16 protein-coding genes and 1 pseudogene are annotated in these 21,372 nt (G+C 45.2%); 11 read left to right on the top strand and 6 right to left on the bottom strand.

Annotation, left to right across the window (positions count from 1 at the left end; genetic code table 11):
• The first annotated feature begins 2 nt into the window (after positions 1-2).
• Together CDG61_RS14900 and CDG61_RS14895 are read left to right on the top strand one after the other, a co-directional pair.
• Complete coding sequence (locus CDG61_RS14900) at positions 3-626, top strand: MotA/TolQ/ExbB proton channel family protein (RefSeq protein WP_087550523.1); 624 nt, start codon at positions 3-5, stop codon at positions 624-626.
• Positions 626-1,027, top strand: coding sequence for an ExbD/TolR family protein (locus CDG61_RS14895; RefSeq protein WP_087513728.1), 402 nt, complete (start codon positions 626-628; stop codon positions 1,025-1,027). The genes CDG61_RS14900 and CDG61_RS14895 overlap by 1 nt, the downstream gene beginning before the upstream one ends.
• Before the next feature lie 59 nt (positions 1,028-1,086).
• Here the strand turns inward: CDG61_RS14895 and CDG61_RS14890 are convergent, their stop codons facing one another.
• Positions 1,087-1,881, bottom strand: coding sequence for an AraC family transcriptional regulator (locus tag CDG61_RS14890; protein ID WP_087550524.1), 795 nt, complete (start codon positions 1,879-1,881; stop codon positions 1,087-1,089).
• 106 nt (positions 1,882-1,987) lie between these two features.
• Here CDG61_RS14890 and CDG61_RS14885 point away from each other — a divergent pair, with 106 nt between their 5' ends.
• Positions 1,988-2,899, top strand: a complete 912-nt coding sequence (locus CDG61_RS14885; RefSeq protein ID WP_171405651.1) for a DMT family transporter — start codon at positions 1,988-1,990, stop codon at positions 2,897-2,899.
• Positions 2,900-2,945: 46 nt separating this feature from the next.
• Here the strand turns inward: CDG61_RS14885 and CDG61_RS14880 are convergent, their stop codons facing one another.
• Entirely contained in the window at positions 2,946-4,193 is a 1,248-nt protein-coding gene (locus CDG61_RS14880) for a YihY family inner membrane protein (protein ID WP_087550525.1), read from the bottom strand.
• Between the two features lie 110 nt (positions 4,194-4,303).
• Here CDG61_RS14880 and wrbA point away from each other — a divergent pair, with 110 nt between their 5' ends.
• On the top strand, positions 4,304-4,900 hold the full coding sequence (gene wrbA / locus CDG61_RS14875; protein ID WP_087550526.1) for an NAD(P)H:quinone oxidoreductase: 597 nt from the start codon (positions 4,304-4,306) through the stop codon (positions 4,898-4,900).
• Positions 4,901-4,946: 46 nt separating this feature from the next.
• Here the strand turns inward: wrbA and CDG61_RS14870 are convergent, their stop codons facing one another.
• The 4 genes and pseudogenes from CDG61_RS14870 to nagZ form a co-directional block, all read right to left on the bottom strand.
• Entirely contained in the window at positions 4,947-5,306 is a 360-nt protein-coding gene (locus CDG61_RS14870; RefSeq protein WP_087550527.1) for a hypothetical protein, read from the bottom strand.
• A gap of 222 nt (positions 5,307-5,528) precedes the next feature.
• Positions 5,529-6,846 (bottom strand): annotated as a pseudogene (locus CDG61_RS14865) (alpha/beta hydrolase).
• Positions 6,847-7,094: 248 nt separating this feature from the next.
• Complete coding sequence (locus CDG61_RS14860; RefSeq protein ID WP_087550528.1) at positions 7,095-7,967, bottom strand: class I SAM-dependent methyltransferase; 873 nt, start codon at positions 7,965-7,967, stop codon at positions 7,095-7,097.
• Positions 7,968-8,066: 99 nt separating this feature from the next.
• Positions 8,067-9,089 carry a beta-N-acetylhexosaminidase gene (gene nagZ, locus CDG61_RS14855; protein ID WP_087550529.1) on the bottom strand — a complete coding sequence of 341 codons (1,023 nt, stop codon included), beginning with the start codon at positions 9,087-9,089 and terminating at the stop codon, positions 8,067-8,069.
• A 234-nt stretch (positions 9,090-9,323) separates the two neighbouring features.
• On the opposite strand from nagZ, the gene CDG61_RS14850 reads away from it, so the two are divergent.
• The 7 genes from CDG61_RS14850 to acnA all read left to right on the top strand — a co-directional run bounded on the left by CDG61_RS14850 (position 9,324) and on the right by acnA (position 21,347).
• On the top strand, positions 9,324-11,519 hold the full coding sequence (locus CDG61_RS14850; protein ID WP_087550530.1) for a carboxy terminal-processing peptidase: 2,196 nt from the start codon (positions 9,324-9,326) through the stop codon (positions 11,517-11,519).
• A gap of 272 nt (positions 11,520-11,791) precedes the next feature.
• Complete coding sequence (locus CDG61_RS14845) at positions 11,792-13,861, top strand: EAL domain-containing protein (protein WP_087513737.1); 2,070 nt, start codon at positions 11,792-11,794, stop codon at positions 13,859-13,861.
• A gap of 268 nt (positions 13,862-14,129) precedes the next feature.
• On the top strand, positions 14,130-15,719 hold the full coding sequence (locus tag CDG61_RS14840; protein WP_087550531.1) for a peptide chain release factor 3: 1,590 nt from the start codon (positions 14,130-14,132) through the stop codon (positions 15,717-15,719).
• Between the two features lie 91 nt (positions 15,720-15,810).
• Entirely contained in the window at positions 15,811-16,629 is an 819-nt protein-coding gene (locus tag CDG61_RS14835) for a hypothetical protein (protein WP_087550532.1), read from the top strand.
• 64 nt (positions 16,630-16,693) lie between these two features.
• Positions 16,694-17,647, top strand: coding sequence for an RsiV family protein (locus tag CDG61_RS14830; RefSeq protein WP_087550533.1), 954 nt, complete (start codon positions 16,694-16,696; stop codon positions 17,645-17,647).
• Positions 17,647-18,468, top strand: coding sequence for a TatD family hydrolase (locus CDG61_RS14825; protein WP_087550534.1), 822 nt, complete (start codon positions 17,647-17,649; stop codon positions 18,466-18,468). Before CDG61_RS14830 ends, CDG61_RS14825 begins: the two co-directional genes overlap by 1 nt.
• 119 nt (positions 18,469-18,587) lie before the next feature.
• Positions 18,588-21,347: an aconitate hydratase AcnA gene (gene acnA / locus CDG61_RS14820; RefSeq protein WP_087550535.1), complete on the top strand. Its 2,760-nt coding sequence runs from the start codon at positions 18,588-18,590 to the stop codon at positions 21,345-21,347.
• The last annotated feature ends 25 nt before the right edge of the window (positions 21,348-21,372 follow it).

Below are 21,372 nucleotides of genomic sequence, written 5' to 3'. Positions count from 1 at the left end.
GTATGAACTTTTCAGTTTACTGGCAACATGCTGATGCAGTGAGTAAAACGCTGTATTTCGTATTGCTGGCAATGTCGATTGCGACATGGACCATCTTTGTTCTGAGATTGATGGGTACTCGTCAGTTAAAGCAGGTGGCTTATATCCGTCTTGCAGATGCACTGAATAAATTAAAGGCGAAGTTTTCTCCTTTAAGTTTTGAACAGCGTAAAGCCGTTGCTGAACAGGCGCTGCTTCGTCAGATTGCTGCAGAAAAAGCAAATGCTGAAAAAGGTGTTTCTGTTCTGGGTACGATTGCTTCAATTGCGCCTTTCGTGGGTCTGTTCGGTACAGTATGGGGTATTTTCCATGCCCTGGTTGCTGTGGGTAAAAGCGGTCAGGCGGGTCTGGCTCAGGTTGCAACGCCAGTGGGTGAAGCACTGATCATGACGGGGCTGGGTCTTGCGGTGGCAATTCCAGCAGTACTTGCCTACAACATCTGTGTCCGTTTTAACCGTACACTCAGCAACGAGTTACAGGATCAGGCACATAGCCTGCTGATTGACACGATGCTGCAACAGGATTCAACGGCTCAGAAAGCAGATGTCAAAACATCTTCTGACAGTCTGGTTGGAGGTCAGGTTTAATGGCTTTTCAGTTGGGTGAAGATAACGATGCAGGAATGAATGAGATGAACCTCATTCCTCTGATCGATATTATGCTGGTTTTGATGATCATCTTTCTGGTGACTGCAACCGTTGCCAACCCATCAATTCCATTAACATTGCCAAAAACAACCGCAGAAGTGGTTGAGCCTCCTCAGGAGGCGGTCACCATCAGTATTAATGCTGAGGGTGAAGTGGCGTGGGGAACTCAGGTCATCAGTATGGATGAACTGAAGAAGCGCCTGGATGAAGCAGGGCAGCAGTCCAGCAAACCACCGATTCAGCTACGTGCAGACAAAGAGTCACGTTATGATACGGTTGCACAGGTCATGTCCCGTGCAAGTGAAGCAGGACTGACTGATATTGCATTTGTCAGCGAATAAAGCTTCAGATTTTAAAAAGCGACCTTCAGGTCGCTTTTTTTTGCCTTGAATTTTGCTGTTCAGAGCTGTCTCAGTTTACGGAACTGATCAGGGGTAATATTCATCCAGCGTTTGAACATATTGATAAAAGCAGATGCATTGGCATAGCCCAGATCCAGCGCAATGCTCTCAATTTTCCTTGCTTCATTCAGCATGGTCATGGCTTTCATGACTTTCAGGCGCTGTCTCCATTCATTCAGCGACATGCCCAGTTCTTTTTGACAGTGTCTTGCGAGTGTCCGCTCGGTCATATTGACTGTACGGGCGAGTGCTTCAAGTGAGCTGTTATCCGCAGGATTCTGATGCAGATAGTCCAGAATCTGTTTCAGTGCAGCATGTGAAGTATGGGGCAGATAACTGCTGATAACCTGCGCCTGGCGTAACTGATCAAGCATGACATACAGCAACCGTGTATAAGCCGGGTCGGTTTCATCTGAAGGGTTCTGCAGAATATGTTGCAGTATTGAGGTCACTAGTGGAGTCGTCAGCAGAATACCTGGATGTGCCGGAAGTGCATTACAGAGACTTTCATGTACATACAGTGTTGCATGGGTAATTGACGTCCGGTTCAGTCCACTGTGCTGAATATGCGGTGGGAGCCAGATGCCATACGGTGGAGGAGTAATGTAATCAATCTGCTCAATGTTTACCTCCATCACCCCGTTGAATGCATAGATGAATTCGCCCCATGCATGCCCATGAAGGGGATAGATGGATTGGGCAGGGTCGTGGCGGATGTTCAGCCAGAGGGGTGCAACAATCTCATCGTTATTTGTCAGCCGATGCAGCTGTTGATGGGTATGGCGGACTTTCATGAAGACAGTTTGCCTGAATAAGAAGATGTGTTATCTGTTTTGAATTATATCCTGTAAATCTGACAGCGTTATAGTGCAGTGTAATTTTTTAAAAGAAGGTCGTGCTGTGGACGTGCGAAAAGCCCTGGATGCAAAGGCATCCGGCATTATGGTGGCATTGTGCATGATCTGGGGATTACAGCAGGTGGTGCTGAAAATGGCTGCTCCTGATATTTCTCCGGTCATGCAGATTGCTGTCCGGTCGGGTCTGTCAGCACTGATGGTCTATCCTCTGATTCAGCTTCAGCAGGGGACAACACTGCTTACCAGAACTTATCTGATCCCTGGGATATGGATTGCATTTCTGTTTTCAGCCGAATTTTTTCTTGTGGCTGAAGCATTACGTTATACCACCGCATCACATACAGTCGTTCTTTTGTATACAGCACCGATTTTCGTTGCTTTGGGGTTACACTGGAAACTGCCTTCAGAAAGGCTGACCCTGTTGCAGTGGATGGGGATTTTGATTGCTTTTCTAGGCATTGTGGTGACGTTTATGGGGCGTGAAACCAGTGGCATGCAGGTACTGCCACAGCAGCTGTTCGGGGATAGTCTGGCTTTGCTTGCAGGTATCTTCTGGGCACTGACGACCATCTCACTGCGTCTGACAAAACTGTCCGATGCACATCCAACTCAGACACTGTTTTATCAGTTGGTGGGTGGCTGTATTTTCCTGCTGCCATTGGCATTTTTGATGGGGCAGGCAGGCATTCACTGGACAGCACTGGCGATTGGCAGCCTGGTTTTTCATACGGTGATTGTTTCTTTTATCAGCTTTATGCTGTGGTTCTGGCTACTTCGGAATTATCTGGCAAACCGACTAGGGGTATTTTCATTTATGACCCCTATTTTTGGAATGCTTTTTGGCGTGATCTTTTTAAAAGAAAGTATCGAAATGAATTTTATTATCGGGACAGCCCTGGTGATGGCAGGGGTGCTTGTGGTGAGTATGCAGAGCTGGTTCCGTCGTCGAAGCTGAAACCGAACAGATGCTGAATGATTCAGTCATCTGTTCAGCCGTTTTTTTATTTATCTTCTAAAATGGTGGAAAGCGGTACGGACAGTTTAGCCGCAAGATAATCATCCGCATCAATCAGCGCAGGACCGATGCGCTGCATCCATACATCATCAGGGTGAATGTTTCCGACATCTTCACGACGTGGCAAAGTGTAGGGCAGGGCTTTGTAAAAGGTCCAGAAATCCACGGTATCCAGGTTTCGGGCGAGCACATATTCATTGTTGTCGGTGCGCTGTACCAGATTCTGTTTTTCCAGCTGACGCACATAGGATGGCCACCGCCCAATTTCACCACGACCCAGTATATCCAGGGCTTCGGCATCGGAAACTGTTTCACCGGTTTTCTGCTTTTTATAAAACAGTTCCAGTACATCCAGCATCATCAGAACAGGATGGCGGGTCTGAATTTTACCGGTATGAAAGGCGGTCAGTGCATAACTGATTTCCACACCGAGCAGCACGATATTCCAGGACAGAAAAATCCATAAAAGAAAAATGGGAATCGCTGCAAATGCTCCATAGACAATGGTGTAACTGGTGAAATTGGTCATAATAAAACCAAACAGGTTTTTCAGTAACTCAAAGATCACAGCACTGAACAGCCCTGAAACTGCAGCTGCACGGATGGGAACACTGCGGTTTGGAATGGTCCAGTACAGAATAAAAAAACCAAGAACCGTCAGTGAAAACGAAATAATCCACAGCAGAAAAGAGCCATCTACCTGATAACCTGCGAAGTTGTTGCTCAGTACATTTAAAGAGGCAAGCGTTGAGGAAATGACAAAAGCACTGCCCAGTAAAATAGGACCGAGTGAAATAATGGTCCAGTAACGCATAAAGCCAACAATACCGTTACGGGTTTCCTGTACACGCCAGATCCGGTTGAACACTGTTTCAATGCTGGTCAGCATCAGAACAGTAGTGACAAACAGAAAGAGAATACCGATCACGGTTAAATTACTGGATTTTTCAGTAAAGGCGCTGAATGCTTTGTCAAAGGCAATGGTGGTTTTAGGCAGAAAATTGCTGTAAATCAGTTGCTGTAACTGCTGACGGGCAGGTTCAAGTGCTTTGATGGATGAAATAATCACCAAAAATACAGTCAGCATAGGCACGACTGCAAACAGCGTGGTATAGGTCAGGGAGCCAGCCTGCTCACGACAGCGGTCTGCTTCAAAACGCCGAATGACAAATAATACAAACTGAAACCATGTTTTGTCATAAAAGGGTAATTTCTTTAAATACTCAAATATCATGCTTTCATATCTCAGTTTTTTTTAAATCTTTAAGAATTTTCATCTATCAGCTTAACCATAAAAGCGGAAAAATACCGTATAGTTTTCTTTTTCAGTCAGATTCTAAAAATATGCAACCTTATGTTCTTGTTTTATATTACAGCAGATATGGTTCCACAAGAGAAATGGCACATTTAATTGCCAGTGGTGTTGAATCGGCAGGTGTCAGTGTGAAAATCCGGACGGTGCCTGCGGTATTTACATCTGTTGCTGTTGCAGAACCGAGTATTCCTGCCGAAGGTGATATTTACTGTACTCTGGATGATTTACAGAACTGTGCAGGACTGGCATTAGGTTCGCCTACCCGTTTTGGCAATATGGCTGCTGAAATGAAATATTTCTGGGATCAGACCACAAGTCTGTGGCTGAATGGGGCACTGCATAATAAACCAGCCTGTGTATTTACATCCTCAGGCTCCATGCATGGCGGTCAGGAAAGTACGTTGCTGACGATGCTGCCTCCTTTGTTTCATCATGGCATGATGATCATGGGACTGACCAATGCCATTCCGGCACTGTCAAATACGAAGACAGGTGGAACGCCTTATGGTGCATCCCATGTCAGTGGTCCCCGTCATGATATGGACTTAAGCCAGGATGAAAAAATACTTTGTGCTGCGCAGGGTAAGCGTCTTGGGGAAACTGTCAAAAAACTGCTGGCAGTATAAAGTTTGAATTGCAGCAAAAGTCAGACTGGATTTTTGCTGCAAAGGCTCAGGTTTTGCTTTGAAAACGGTGGTTGCAGTTTTTGCACTGATATTCAAGGAATATGTTTTTATCCACAATAACACCTGCTTTTTTACCAAAGCGGTGCCCGATAAAACCACCAGTAATACCAATGCTGATAGCACCCACAAAAGTGCCGACAGTACCACCGACAATAATCCCCAAAGGACCTGCAACCGTTCCGATAGCAGCTCCAATGGATGCACCGGATGCAGCACCACCGACAGTTCCAGCCGCAGCACCGGCAGAAGTCAGCAGGACTCCTCCTGCTTTCTGCAGAATCTGTTCATGATTGCGTTTTTCTATATCGGATGAACCACATTTAGGACATTGCATGTCTGATTCCATTCTTTGTTGTCAGTATATTCTGTTCAGGCGAACTGAAGATTAATCTGTCAGGTGAACTGACTTAAATTTCAGAAACTTTATTAAGCCCCTGATTGTATACGAAAGATTCATTCTTTGTTTAGCTCTGTTGTAAATACAGCCCTGAAAAATGGACAGATTATGAATCTGACCTGATAACAAGCTGTTGTAGCGCAGCTCTAAAAAAAGAGCCGAAGCTCTTTTTTATGGATCTATTTTTGATTGACTGACATGTATATCAGTTGGATGCAGGCATATGTGTCTGTACAAACTTCATCAGGTCGGCATTTGCCCAGACAATAGCCTGAGTATGTGATGCATCTTTTACAGGGAGGAAAGCTACATTTGACTTCATGGCAAGCATACGGTCATACAGCCCTTTCGTTACAGGATAAGGCACACTCATATCAAGAGTACCCTGAATAATCAGGATTGGCTTATCAATTTTTTCAGTACCTGGCTGGCTGTCCAGAATGAACTGCTGAACCTGTTTGCTGGCTTTGAATTTAGCTTTATCCAGACCTGGATATTCCATAATTCTTCTGGATGTATCTTCGGACAGGAACCTGATGATATCCTGACTGAATTTATTGCGGATGCTGTCAGTGTGACCACCATTGATATCCAGACACAGACCGTTTTCACCTGTAGAGCCTTCGGCAGTTGCAGCAATATCTCCAGAGCGTGGATCTGCAAAAATTTCGCGATAGTCAAAACGAGGGTCTGAGGCTTTAATACCCACAGCTGCTATTGCGGCATAACTGAGTAATGTAGAATAAGCAGACACAGAAGGGCGTTTGTCGGCTGGTATACCAGCGGCAATTTCCTGTTTCTCTGTATCAATCAGCAGGTCGGGTGCGATATCAAAAATAATTGTATCGAGGCTGGAAGCCGGAGCCCCTGCAACTGCACCTTTGTAGGATTCATCCGCTTTGGCATACTGGGCTGTTCCCAGGGAAGCCTGACCACCCTGAGACTGTCCAACTGACATCCACGCACCATTCAGCTTGGAACCGTAGTGATCCTTTGCTGCTTTCATTGCTGAAATTGCAGACATCGCTTCACTTTTCAGGTGCAGATACGGATGAATGCCAGGAGTCCCCATACCTTCATAGTCAGGTGCCACAATCACATAGCCTGCATTGAGTAAGCCTTTAGCTAACGGGTCTCTGAAGTTTGTTCCCAGGACATTGTTGCTTGGTGCACAGAAATCACCTACCCCAAGCGTGCCATGTTCCCATACGACTGTACGGTATCCATCTTTAGGCATTGGTGTTTTAGGAAACATCACAATGGCTGTAGCTTTAGCTGTTTTTCCCTGAACATTAACCATGTTGTAAGTCATGACTTTGATTGAATCCGCTTCAGCCATGCTTTCATGTTTGTATGGAGTTTCGGAGATGAACGTCTGATCAGGTTTGACACCGGTAAAGCTGTCTGAACCGTCACCGCCACATGCGGTAAGCAAAAGCAGAGAAGAACAGGTCAGTGCTAATAAAGATTTCTTAAATATCGTTTTCATACAACATCCATTACTGTTGAATTTACATCCTCATCATGAGGACAGAGCAATGAAAACATAAAAGAAATAAACAGGCTATATTAAAACCAGACAGTTGTTTTAATTGACAAATGTATATTTGATTTACTTATCATTATTAAAAAAAACAGTGATTTTAATTTGAATATTAATGTGAATATACAAGTGAAATATCTGATATCCATGATCCCGTGAAAATCACAGGATCACGTATTTTGTATGGAATATTTTCAGTTTCGCTTTACGGATGCATGAATCATCCAGACCAGATCGCCTGCATGTTCATTCTGCATTGCATTTTCAGCTGGATTGCTTTGTGCAACATGCATGTCAGAAAAATAATGACTCGGTTGTACCGTTTCAGTTTTGCTGAAACCAGCTGTGCTGAAGAAGTGCTGAACCTCATCGGGGGTAACAAAATGAAAGGAGAAAGCACTCCTGGACATCCATTTCAGCAGTTTGCTGCAACTCCAGATAATATTTGCCAGTCTGTTTTTAACAGGTTCAGGATAAATATCGGTCAGATAGTGCAGTTCTGGAAATGAACTTCCATACTGTGTCATGGCTTGCAGCAGTTGCTGCAGCATGTCTTTGCTAAAGTAGTTGATCAGTCCTTCACTGATAATCACCAATGGACGTGACTGGTCAAATACTTTAAATGCATTTTCAAAATCAGCAGTGAACAGATCTACTGAAATCACTTCTGGGCTGGCAGTATCTATTGTTTTCAGGGCTTCTGTTTTGATACGTGCCATATCGGGCAGGTCAAGTTCACGATAGTTGATTGCAGGGAATTTCTGGCGGAAGCTCCAGCCACGCGGAGACAGACCACAGGCGATTTCAAGAACCTGCAGATCAGGATGCTGTTCGATCAACTGAGTCAGGTGTTCATCAATCATGGTGTGTCTGAGCTTAAGCGTGGTGCGCATACTGCCACCTACGAATTTTTCCGCCCAGCTTTCCAGTGGATGTACCAGTTTCGCCAGAAATTTGCCTTTGGATGTGGCAAAAGCCGCATGTGAAATGCCCATTTTGTACCAGATATAACCGGTGTAGTGGGCTGTAAATGAAATATGTCTGTGTTCTGAAAGTGGTTGTGTCATGTCGTCCTGACCTTGTTATTCTGGTTTTATGTCTGTTGAATCATCGTATCCTTCCGATGATAAAGAAAAAGGAACACATTGTCGTGCTCCTTTTACGGTTCAGCTGGAGATGCTTCTGAATTCTGAAACATTATCCCTGATCTGTTTCCATTCACCATCCAATTCAATGTTCAGACCTGGTACAGATGCCGGAATTTTGCCACGCATACGTTCCAGCCGCTGCTGATCAGGCAGTGCAATATCGCTGATGCCTTCAAGTGCTGTACACTGTGCAGCGCGGTCATTACACACCAGCCCCATATCACAGCCAGCATCGAGTGCAGCTTTAAGCCGTGCATCAGCACCTCCTGCAACACAGGCCGCCTGCATACTCAGGTCATCTGAGAACAGAACGCCATTAAATTTCAGTTGCTGGCGTAAAACATTCTGAATCCAGTAGGGTGAAAAGCCTGCTGGATTTGGGTCAATCTGATCATAAATGACATGTGCAGGCATGAGGGCATCAAGCTGTGGCATCAGCTGAATAAATGTCTGCATATCTTTCTGGTAAATTTCGTCATAACTACGTGAGTCAATGGCTGCTGCAACATGTGAATCTGCTTTTACTGAACCATGACCAGGGAAGTGTTTTCCTGTTGATGCCATGCCGGCTTTTTTCAGACCTTTCAGAAATGCACCTGCAAGTGTCACAATATCGGCAGGGTTACGGGCAAAACCACGGTCACCGATCACATCACTGATATCATTCAGATCCAGTACAGGAGCAAAACTGAAGTCAATACCGACCGCCAGGACTTCTGTTGCCATTAACCAGCCGCACTGCTCCGAAAGCTCAATGGCTTTTGCTGGTTCAGACTGATAGAGTTCTCCCAGTCGGCCCATGGCTGGTAACAGTGTGAACCCTTGTCTCAGACGCTGGACACGACCACCTTCCTGGTCGACAGCAATCAGAATTTCAGGGCGGATGCGGCGCATGTGATCCGTCAGGGCACGAACCTGTGCAGGAGATTCGATGTTTCTGGAAAATAAAATCATGCCACCGACTTGCGGAGCCTGTAAGAGTTCAATATCTTCTTGGGTAAGTTCTGTGCCGGCAATATCCAGCATCAATGCGCCAATCATAGGGATGTCCGTATTGGTTTTTTAATCAGGAACTTCTGCTGTTGTTTGCAGACAGCAGAAAACCTCGAAACAATACCTGAATTCTGCAATGATTTGCTACATTTTGCCAGTACAGATTATGATAAAACTACACGACATAAACATATTAAGTTGTTTAAGATTTTGAATATGCTCAGTTCTGTTTGAAAAACAACACCGTTATATTGGTTAAATCCAGGGAAGTACAGATTATTTATGAAACTTCAAACCATAGCTTGTGCAGTTGCCATCGCGACTGGTGGCTTCTTTTTTTCCCACGTCATTAATGAAGCTATAGCTGCAAATGATACGACTGTGGTCGCAGCAAGAACGATTGTTCCAACTCAGGAACAGGCTCTGGTTTCACGTCAGCTTGCGACACTGGTCGACCGTCAGCACTATCTGAATATGCGACTGGATGCGGCAACCTCTGCACGGATTCTTGATTTTTATCTGGACAGTCTGGATCCGGAACACACGATTTTTCTTGCGCCAGAAGTAGACAGCTATAAGAAAAAATATGGGGCAACATTTGGTGCTGCGCTGAAAGGCGGTGATCTGTCTGGACCTTATGCGATTCATGCTCAGTACCGTGAAAGACTGACTCAGTTCTATCAGTTCATGCTGGATGAACTGAAAAAACCTCAGAATCTGAATCAGCCCAATGTCACGATTGAAACAGACCGTGAAAAAGCACCATTCTTTAAAACAGCTGCTGAACAGCAGAATCAGTGGCGTAAAATGCTGATTTCTCAGCTGATCAATCTCACGATCAGTAAGCAGGAAGAGCAGGCTAAGCAGAAAGCACTGAAAGATAATCCAGAACTTGCCAATGGACAGGATCTTGCTGGACCTGAAGATCTGACACCGGTTCAGACACTGACCAAACGTTATACCCGTCAGCTTGAGCGCATCAGCCGGATTAAAAGTGATGATGTGCTCGACAAAACACTGAACGCGATGATGCTGACCTATGATCCACACAGCAACTATTTTCCACCTGTGGATGCAATGGAACTGAACCGTCAGACCACCTTGCAGCTTGAGGGGATTGGGGTATCCATCCGTCCAGAGCGTGGCAATGAAGATTACACTAAAATCGAAACCATAGTTGAGGGTGGACCTGCTGGTAAGACTGGTCAGGTGAAGTCCGGTGACCGCATCATTGGTGTCGCGCAGGATGGTGACAAAATGGTGGATGTGATTGGATGGCCGAGCAATGAAATTGTGGGTCTGATCCGTGGTAAACGAGGAACCAAAGTGACTGTCCGTCTGCTTGGGCCGGGTGCTGCGATGAATCAGGCACGCAATGTCACCATTGTCCGTGATGTGATTCAGGAAGAAGATGCCGGTGTGCGTTCACGTACCGTAGAGCTGACCCGTGATGGCAAAAAGCATACGCTGGGTGTGATCGAAATTCCGTCGTTCTATCTGAACTATCGTGCCCGCCGTGCAGGAACTGAATACCGTTCTGTTGCTGTGGACACCAACAATGCACTGAAAAGTCTTGCAGCTAAAAATGTAGACGGCATTATCATTGACCTGAGAAATAATCCAGGCGGTTCACTTGAAGAAGTGGCACGTATGCTGGGGCAGGTTGTAAAATCCGGTCCTGTGGTTCAGATCCGTGATGGCAATGGCAATGTCAGCGTTTTTGAAGATGAAGATGGTGGAGCGCAGACTTATGCAGGTCCGCTGGCGGTCATGATCAATCTGGCTTCAGCCTCTGCCAGTGAAATTTATTCTGCTGCGATTCAGGACTATGAGCGTGGTATCGTGATTGGAAGTACCACCACAGGTAAAGGGACAGCTCAGGTGCAGCTGGATTCACTTGCCTATGGTCAGGCGACTTTGACTCAGCGTAAGTTCTATCGGATTACGGGCGGAAGTACGCAGAACAAAGGTGTAGTTCCTGATGTACAGCTGGTGGATATTTACAATGAAGAATTTGGTGAGCGTAAAGCCAAAAATGCATTGAAATGGGACACTATCCCAACCGCACCGTTTAAACGTGAGGGCTCTATTAAACCGTATCTGCCACAGCTGAACCAGTTGTCTCAACAGCGTGTTGCAGTTGACCCTCAGTTTAAATATCTTGAACAGCGTAAACAGATTGCAAAATCGACTGAAGATAAAAAGACGGCAGTGCTGGATCTGGAACAGCGGAAAGCAGAGCTGATAGCCCTGGAGCAGAAAACCCTGACTGCTGAAAATCAGCGCCGTCAGGCAACGGGTTTAAAACCTTATGCCAACTGGGAAAGCTATCAGGCATCGATTGATGCACTTGCGGAAAGCAGAGCGAAAATGAAAGCAGCACAGCGTCCGCCTTTACCAGAAGATGAAGCATTTGTCGTTGAAGCGGCAAATACACTGCTTGATTATTCGAAGTTACAGGCACCCACTGCAAAATAAACAGCAACATCCAGACAGTCAGGTTTACCTGGCTGTTTTTTTGTGGTCTGAATTATTACAGCAAAAAGACATATTGTGCTTTTTTTGAGAAATATTTCAGCTATTTAATTGATGAATTGTAGTTTTGATACTTGACCTGATTCCAATTGTATTGGATTCTAGATTGAGTGGGTTTGAAGTTCCAGCCTGTTGAAGATAGATGTGAAAGATTTAAGATTAATCCATATTGAGTTTGGCAATAACAACAAATATAACCTGTACGGAAGCTTTGTATGGTTCATGTACATTATGATATAGGCCTTGTCCTGGGTTCTGTCGCTGTCGCAATACTGACCTGCTATCTGGCGGTGTCAGTGGAACAGCTGCTTTTTTGGGGAAACCGGAAAAAATACGAAAAACTCATCCTGATCGGGTGTGGGGCTTTACTGGGTGCTGCCATCTGGAGCATGCATTTTGTAGGGATGCTCGCATGTCATTTACCATCCACCTATCATCTTGATTATCCGCTGACTTTTGTCTCCTATGTCATTGCATTTATTGCATCGACCTTTGCCGTCTGGCTGACAGCAAGACCGACTTTGCCTTTGCCAAGATTGATTCTCGGTGCAGTGCTGATGGGACTGGGTATTTCAGGGATGCACTATACCGGCATGATGGGACTGATCCTGGATGATTATAAAATTTACCATGATCCATTGATTGTTGTATTTTCCATTCTGATAGCCATCAGTGGTTCGGGACTGACCTTCTGGCTGACTTTTAAATATAAAAATTCTGTAAAACGCTTAAAAACCCTGAAGTTCATGATTGCCTCCATGATGGCGCTCAGTATCGTGGGTATGCACTACACAGGCATGTCCGCAGTCATGTTCTATCCTGATAATGGTTTGATGGTTGAACCATTTAAGGCAGGTCAGGGCATTATCCTGTTTACGATTATTTTCATTACCAGTCTGGTTCTGGTGGCAGCGTTCAGCGTGGCTGTACTGGAGCAGCGCCTGGAAGAGCGCAACAAGCAGCTTTCCAAAGCCAACCGTGAGCTGGCAAATCAGGCGATCCAGGACAGTCTGACCCGTTTACCCAACCGTATGTATCTGTCCGAATATTCACATTTTCTTTTTGTCGATCATCGTCAGAAAAATACCAAAGTGGCATTTCTGTATATAGATCTGGATCGCTTTAAAGCGGTGAATGATGTGTTTGGGCATCATATTGGTGATCAGTTACTGATTCAGCTGGCAACACGTATTCATCGTGGACTGAATGACAAGGAAAAACTACTGCGTATCGGTGGAGATGAGTTTTTACTGGTTGTGGAAGATGCAACGGTGGATTATGCAATGCAGCTGGCTGAAAAAACACTGGATCTGATTCAGGAAAGTTTTCAGGTGGCTGGCAAAGATATTAATGTTTCAGCGAGCATTGGTATCTCCATGTATCCTGATCATGGCAATAACTTACAGGATCTGTTGATCAATGCCGATGCTGCGATGCTGACCTCCAAATATCAGGGACGCAATACGTTCTCTGTATTCAGTTATTCCTATGATCAGCAGGAAGCCCGCAGCCAGACCCGATTGATCAATGACCTGTATAAAGCTGTGGATGAACAGCAGTTTGTTATGTTTTATCAGCCTAAATTTAAAACAGGTACTTATGATATCTGTGGTGTGGAATCGCTGATCAGATGGAAGCATCCAGGTCTGGGGCTGCTGACACCGGGCATGTTCATTAAAGGGGCTGAAAAAACCGGACTGATTATTCCAATGGGTTACTGGGCACTTGAACAGGCGTGCAAGCAGATTCAGCAGTGGGAAAAAAGCGGTTCAGATTTTTTCCCGGTTGCGGTCAATCTTTCTGCTGTTCAGTTTGAACATAAACATCTGTTCAGTACACTGGAAATGCTGTTTGAGCGATATGAAATCAACCCTGGGCATCTGATGATTGAAATCACTGAGTCAACGGCGATGCATCATATCGACTCAAGTATCCGCAGTTTTGAACACCTGAGAAAGATGGGCATCAAACTTGCGATTGATGATTTTGGAACAGGGCACTCGAGCTTTCTGTATCTGAAAAATCTGCCTGTGGATGAACTGAAAATCGACCGTGGATTTATTCAGGATCTGGCGACAGGCTCAAAAGATGAACTGATTCTTGAAAGTATTATTCAGCTGGCAATCAAACTGGGTCTGACAGTGACTGCTGAGGGTGTGGAGAGTCCATTACAGGCAGAAATTCTGACCAGACTGGGGTGTCAGCAGTTACAGGGATATTTACTGGGCATACCGGTGGAAGTGGAACGGCTGGAAGCAATGGAGTTCCGTACCCTGACAACATAAATACCTGAACGGTAAAACCCTGGGTTTAAAAAGTAATTAAAAGCGGTCTGAACAGTTTCAGGTCGCTTTTTTTCTGACAGATGGAGTGCGGATGCAGGTTATAGATAAGAATAAAGAGCAGATGGCATGCAAATTAAGCCAGTTCAACAATCGTAAAATTATTTTCTAAATCTGCTACAATTGCGCCAATTTTGAATTTCCTTTTTTTCAGTTTAAGTACATATTTTCCGATGTGTACATAACTGTGTATACATTGCAGATTTTTTATATGTTTAAAGACGAATTGGCGGCACAGGTCGCACAGCGACGTACTTTCGCTATTATTTCCCACCCCGATGCCGGTAAAACCACCATGACAGAAAAACTGCTGCTATGGGGTAAGGCAATTCAGGTGGCTGGGATGGTTAAAAGCCGTAAGTCAGACCGTGGGGCAACCTCCGACTGGATGGAAATGGAAAAGGAGCGGGGTATTTCCATTACCACATCCGTGATGCAGTTTCCGTATAAAAATCATGTGATCAACCTGCTGGATACACCGGGACACGAAGATTTCTCGGAAGACACCTACCGTACTCTGACAGCTGTTGACTCAGCACTGATGGTGATTGATGGTGCGAAAGGGGTCGAGGAACGAACCATCAAACTGATGGAAGTGTGTCGTATGCGTGACACCCCAATCATTTCTTTTGTCAACAAGATGGACCGTGAAATCCGTGAGCCACTTGAACTGCTTGATGAAATTGAAAATGTTCTGAAAATTCAGTGTGTACCACTGACATGGCCTATGGGAACAGGGCGTGATTTTGCAGGGGTGTATAACCTGCTTGAAAACAAATTCTATGTGTATAAGGCTGGTTTCGGTTCAACCATTACTGATATTGAAATCCGTGATGGTTATGATCATGCGGATCTGCGTGACAAGGTTGGTGAACTGGCATTTGCCGCATTTGAAGAGTCGCTGGAACTGGTACAGATGGCAAATGAACCACTGAATGCAGAAGAGTTCCTTGCAGGAAGACAGACTCCAGTGCTGTTTGGTACTGCACTGGGTAACTTTGCTGTGGATCATGTTCTGAATACGTTTATTCAGTGGGCACCACAACCGAAAGCACATCCGACTCATGAGCGTGCGGTTGAAGCAACAGAGGAAGGTTTCTCAGGTTTCGTATTTAAAATCCAGGCGAATATGGATCCAAAACACCGTGACCGGATCGCATTTATGCGGATCTGTTCAGGGAAATATGAAAAAGGACTGAAAATGAATCACGTCCGCTTAGGAAAAGATGTCCGCATCAGTGATGCACTGACTTTCCTGGCGGGTGAGCGTGAGCAGCTGGAAGAAGCATGGCCTGGAGACATTATTGGTCTGCATAACCACGGCACAATCCAGATTGGGGATACATTCACCTCAGGTGAAAACCTGCATTTTACAGGGATTCCTCACTTTGCTCCTGAAATGTTCCGCCGTGTGCGTCTGAAAGATCCATTGAAATCCAAGCAGCTGCAGAAAGGTCTGAAAGAGCTTTCTGAAGAAGGCGCGACTCAGGTCTTCATGCCACAGATCAATAATGACCTGATCGTTGGTGCAGTTGGTGTGCTTCAGTTTGATGTGGTGGCATACCGTCTGAAAGAAGAATATAAAGTGGACTGTGTTTACGAGCCTGTAAATATCAATACCGTGCGCTGGGTTTCCTGTGATGATGAAAAGAAATTCAATGAATTTAAGAAAAAAGCACATGACCAGCTGTCAATTGATGGCGGTGGTCATCTGACTTATCTTGCGCCAAGCCGTGTCAATCTACAGCTGATGCAGGAGCGTTATCCTGATATTCAGTTCCGTGCTACACGCGAACATTAAAGAATTGTTACTTAAAGATAAAACAGCTTCCCGTGGAAGCTGTTTTACTATGTAAATCCCTGAAGCTGTAATTTAATGAAGAGTTTTGTCCATGAAATGGAATGTGCCTTTCTGTTCGGTTCTGATCATCAGTCTGATTTCACTCAGTGGATGTGACTCATCTGGGAAAGATGGTCAGAAAAATACAGCGGCAAAGGATGAAGTTCAGCAGGACAAGGCTGAGGTGCTGCCTTATCTGAATATACAGGAACAGCCAGCACAGATTGCCTTGCCATTCTGTGAAAGTAAGAACTGTATTGATATTGATATTCAGACGGTTAAAACTCAGGACAGCTGGCTGAATGAGTGGATTGCAAAAAATCAGGCAACCGTCATTCAGAATCAGATTGGTTTAAAACAGAATATGACGTTACAGCAGGCAGTAAATGCCTATGTTAAAAAGTCAGATACCTGGCAGAATGAGTTTTCTGCAAATAAACCTTATGCCCTGAATATGTATACACGGGTTGCCTATCAGCGTAATCAGTATCTGTTGTTGCAGCTGGGGGTGGATACGCAACAGGAAGATATTAAAGTGAAAGAGCGCTATTACTTTTTTGTTGCAGACCGGAAAAATAAAAAGAGCGTGACTTTGCTGGAAAGCATTAAACCTGAACAGCAGACAGCACTGAATACCTATATTCAGACGGCATATCAGAAATGGTTAAAAGAACAGAAAGCAGATATCAGAAAAGAAGCACCTGCCAAACTGTATTGGGGGCAATCAGACTGGTTTTTTGATCAGGAAGGACTGGGACTGCATTTCAGGACCAGTGAAATTGTAAAAGATGGGACTCAGCTTGATATTTACTTAACGAAAGCACAAACTCAACAAGTATTAAAAGCTGATGTTTATCAAAATATGTTTTAGTCAACAGCTTCAGTTCATATCTGCACAGCAGGTGTGTTCAGTTTTAAAATAACAGGTCAGATCAATGTTAAAGAACAGAATAAAATGGACAGTCAGTCTACTTGCAACTGCAATGGCACTGAGTGCATGTCAGCCTAAGCAGAAAGAACCGGAACAGCCACAGGCTGCTTCTGCTGCTGTTGTTGAAAACGATGCGCTGAAGCTGAAAGGGGACACCGAAAAGCTTGCACTGAATTTACCTGAGTGTGATGGTAACAGCTGTCCGGAAGTTTCAGTTGAACGCTTAAGCACGAATCAGCCTTTTATTGATGAACTGATTGACCGTGAAATTCTGAAACAGTTAAATCAGATTCTGGATGTGGCTCCTGAGGAAGCGGTCAAAGCAGAACAGCGCACAGCTGCATCCGAGTCATTGCCTGCATCTCAGGCAGAAGCAAAGATGCCTTTGCCTAAGCAGCAGCTTGAACAGCAGTTAAAACCTTTTGTCGCAGCATTGCTCAGTATGGACAGTGAACTGAAACAGCTGAGTTCAAGCCATCAGATCAGTGTGATGGTTAAGCCTAAAATTCTGAATTCTGAAGGTGCACTGGTGACGGTTGTGCTGAACAGCAGCAGTTATCTGGGCGGAGCACATGGTTCTTCAGCGCAGCAGTATTATAATTTTGATCTGGAAAAGAAAAAACTGATTCCACTGGGTCAGGTATTACAGGCTGGCAAGCAACCTGCACTGGATAAGCTGGCGCATGAAGCATTTAAGCTCTGGGTGGTGGATTCGAAACTGGCTGGCAGTGTGGATGAATATGAGCAGGCATGGAAATTTAAACTGTCTGAAAACTATTATCTGGGTAAGGATGGACTGATTCTGCAGTATGCAGAATATGAAATTGGACCTTATGTGGTTGGACTTCCGCGCCTGACTATTCCATACAGTCAGTTACAGGGCATTCTGAAAAAAGAATATTTACCTGCCAGTGAGCAGCCGGCTTCTGAGCCGAAGATTGAAAAAGCACAATCTTAATGAAAATCCAGCTGTTTGATACGCATACGCATTTTGATGTTCCTGACTTTGATTCAGATCGGGAGCAGCTGGCGTATGCAGCAAAACAGGTGGGCGTGGAAAAACTGATTCTGATCGGTTTTTTACAGCAGCGTTTTCAGGATATGCTCAATACGCATCATTTTCTGAATGGCTTGAATGATGCACCTCAGAGTTTACTGGCACCTGGTCTGCATCCTTTTTATATTGAACAGCACAGTGTTGAACATTTAAGTTGGCTTGAACAGTTATTACAGGCAGAAGACTGTGTTGCCATTGGGGAAATCGGACTGGATACTTTTTTGCCAGAACATAAAGAACCTGTGGTACTGAAAAAGCAGAAAGATTTTTTTTCTGCACAGCTGGAGATGGCTGAACAGTACAGTAAGCCTGTGTTACTGCATATCCGGAAGTCCCATGCAGATGTACTTGCATTGTTGAAAAAGCATCATTTTAAAAATGGTGGGATTGCACATGCTTTCAGTGGTGGCGTGGAAGAAGCCAAAGCATTTATCCGTGCTGGATTTAAAATTGGTGTAACGGGACAGATTACCAATCCCAATGCCAGAAAACTGCATACGGTGGTACAGGCGGTGGGGGCAGAGCACCTGGTGCTGGAAACAGACTGTCCAGATATGACACCCTTATGCTGTCAGCGTTCAGATCAACATCGAACCCGTAATACACCTGCCAACTTACCCTTTATACTGGATGGACTGGCGCAAAGTCTTCAGATGGATCGTGAACAGCTTACGTATAAATTATGGGAAAATTCTCATAATGTGCTGAATCTTAAAATATAAAAATAAAGCTGTGACAGCTTACCAATCAATAACATTTTTAGATCAGAATTTAGCCTAAATTAGAATCTGTAAATCATCATAATACCAAAAACAGGTTCGGTCAGCCGGAGGAAAACCCTATGGCAAAGTACAGTGAGATCAACAGTTTTAATGCCTTGAAGACGCTGAATGTCGGTGCAGAAAGTTATCAGATTTTCAGTCTGAAAGAAGCACAGCACACACTGGGCGATATTTCGAAGCTACCCAAATCCTTAAAAGTTTTACTGGAAAACTTACTCCGTTTTGAAGATCAGATGACCGTAAAAACCTCAGATATACAGTCTGTGGTGGCATGGCAGAATACCCGCAGTTCTGATCAGGAAATTCAGTACCGTCCAGCCCGGGTACTGATGCAGGACTTTACCGGTGTTCCTGCGGTAGTGGATCTTGCAGCCATGCGCGCAGCAGTGGCAAATGCTGGAGCAGACCCTGAAAAAATCAATCCACTGTCGCCTGTGGATCTGGTGATTGACCACTCTGTGATGGTTGACCACTTTGCCAGTTCACGTGCATTTTCTGAAAATGTTGATATTGAAATGCAGCGGAATGGGGAGCGTTATCAGTTTTTACGCTGGGGACAGTCTGCATTTAACAATTTCAGTGTTGTTCCGCCTGGAACGGGGATATGTCATCAGGTCAATCTCGAATATCTCGCTCAGACCGTATGGCTGGGAGAAAGTCAGGGACAGCAGTTTGCATTTCCAGATACACTGGTGGGAACAGACTCGCATACCACCATGATTAACGGGCTGGGTGTTCTGGGGTGGGGCGTTGGAGGAATTGAAGCAGAAGCCGCCATGCTGGGACAACCCGTATCCATGCTCATCCCTGAAGTGATTGGTTTCAGGCTGACCGGTAAGCTCAATGAAGGGATCACAGCGACCGACCTTGTACTGACCATTACCCAGATGCTGCGCCAGAAAGGTGTGGTTGGAAAATTTGTAGAATTTTATGGGGATGGGCTGGCAGATTTACCGCTTGCAGACCGTGCAACCATTGCCAATATGGCACCTGAATATGGGGCAACCTGTGGCTTTTTTCCAGTGGATGATGTCACGCTTGGCTATATGAGACTGACAGGACGCAAAGCAGAGCGGATTGCACTGGTGGAAGCCTACTGTAAAGAGCAGGGCTTGTGGCGTCATCAGGGTGATGAACCGGTATTTACCGATACGCTGAGCCTGGATATGGGCAGTGTTCAGGCCAGTGTGGCTGGACCAAAACGTCCACAGGACAAAGTGCTGCTTGCTGATGTACCTTCAACATTTAGCCAGCTGATGGAACTGAGTTTAAAACCTGCCAGAGAAGAAAAGGCACGGCTTGAAAATGAAGGTGGGGGAACGGCTGTAGATGTGAAAAAAGCCAGTCTTCCGAATCAGCAGGACAGCAGTTTCTGCGTAATTGATGGTAAGCGTTATCCGCTGGTTCATGGTGATGTGGTCATTTCCGCAATTACATCATGTACCAATACATCCAATCCAAGTGTTATGCTGGCAGCGGGCTTGCTGGCAAAAAAAGCGGTGGAAAAAGGATTACACCGTAAACCCTGGGTCAAAAGTTCACTGGCACCTGGTTCAAAAGTGGTGACGGATTATCTGAATGCAGCAGGACTGACCAGTTATCTGGATCAGCTGGGTTATAACCTGGTCGGTTATGGCTGTACCACCTGTATTGGTAACTCAGGACCTTTGCCTGCCCCGATTGAGGAAGCGATTACCTGTTATGACCTGAATGTTGCATCGGTACTTTCGGGTAACCGTAATTTTGAGGGACGGGTGCATCCATTGGTCAAAACCAACTGGCTTGCATCGCCACCACTGGTGATTGCCTACGGACTTGCAGGAAATATCCGTACAGATCTGACCACGCAGCCTATTGGTGAAGGTACTGACGGGCGGGTGGTCTATCTGAAAGATATCTGGCCATCTCAGGCTGAAATTGATGAGGTACTGCAAAAGGTCAATACAGAAATGTTCCATAAGGAATATGCTGCAGTGTTTGAGGGGGATGAAAACTGGAAATCCATACAGATTCCTCAGAGCCAGACTTACAGCTGGGATCAGGACTCAACCTATATCCGACATCCCCCTTTTTTTGAGGGCATAGACCGTCCTGCTGCACCTGTACAGAATATTGAGTTTGCCCGTATCCTGGCGGTGCTGGGAGATTCAGTCACCACAGACCATATATCGCCAGCGGGGAACATTAAGCAGGACAGTCCAGCGGGCAGGTATTTACAGGATCATGGTGTTGCACCGAAAGACTTTAACTCCTACGGTTCACGCCGTGGTAATCATGAAGTCATGATGCGGGGAATTTTTGCCAATATCCGGATTAAAAATGAAATGCTCGGTGGTGAGGAAGGGGGTAATACGCTTTATATTCCTGATGGGCAGAAGATGTCCATTTATGATGCTGCCATGCTGTATAAGCAGGATAGAACGCCACTGGTGATTATTGCAGGTAAGGAATATGGTACAGGGTCATCCCGTGACTGGGCTGCCAAAGGAACAAACCTACTGGGAGTAAAAGCTGTGATTGCGGAAAGTTTTGAACGCATTCACCGTTCAAACCTCGTGGGGATGGGGGTTTTTCCATTGCAGTTTGTGGATGGGCAAACCCGACAGAGCCTGAATCTGACTGGAACGGAAACATTATCCATTCTGGGAATTTCCTCCGAAATTCATCCGCATCAGCATTTCAGTGTTGAAGCCAGACGGGCAGATGGTTCGGTCGAGCATTTTAAAGTTCTTTGCCGTATTGATACCCTGAATGAAGTGGAATATTTCAAAGCCGGCGGGATTCTGCATTATGTACTGCGGAATCTGATTACGGCTTAATGCTGAAAAATACTGTCAAAGATGA

Origin of the sequence: Acinetobacter sp. WCHAc010052 (assembly GCF_002165295.2) — a bacterium.
GTDB classification, from domain to species: Bacteria; Pseudomonadota; Gammaproteobacteria; order Pseudomonadales; family Moraxellaceae; genus Acinetobacter; species Acinetobacter chinensis.
This window is presented reverse-complemented; position numbering and strand designations above follow the sequence as displayed.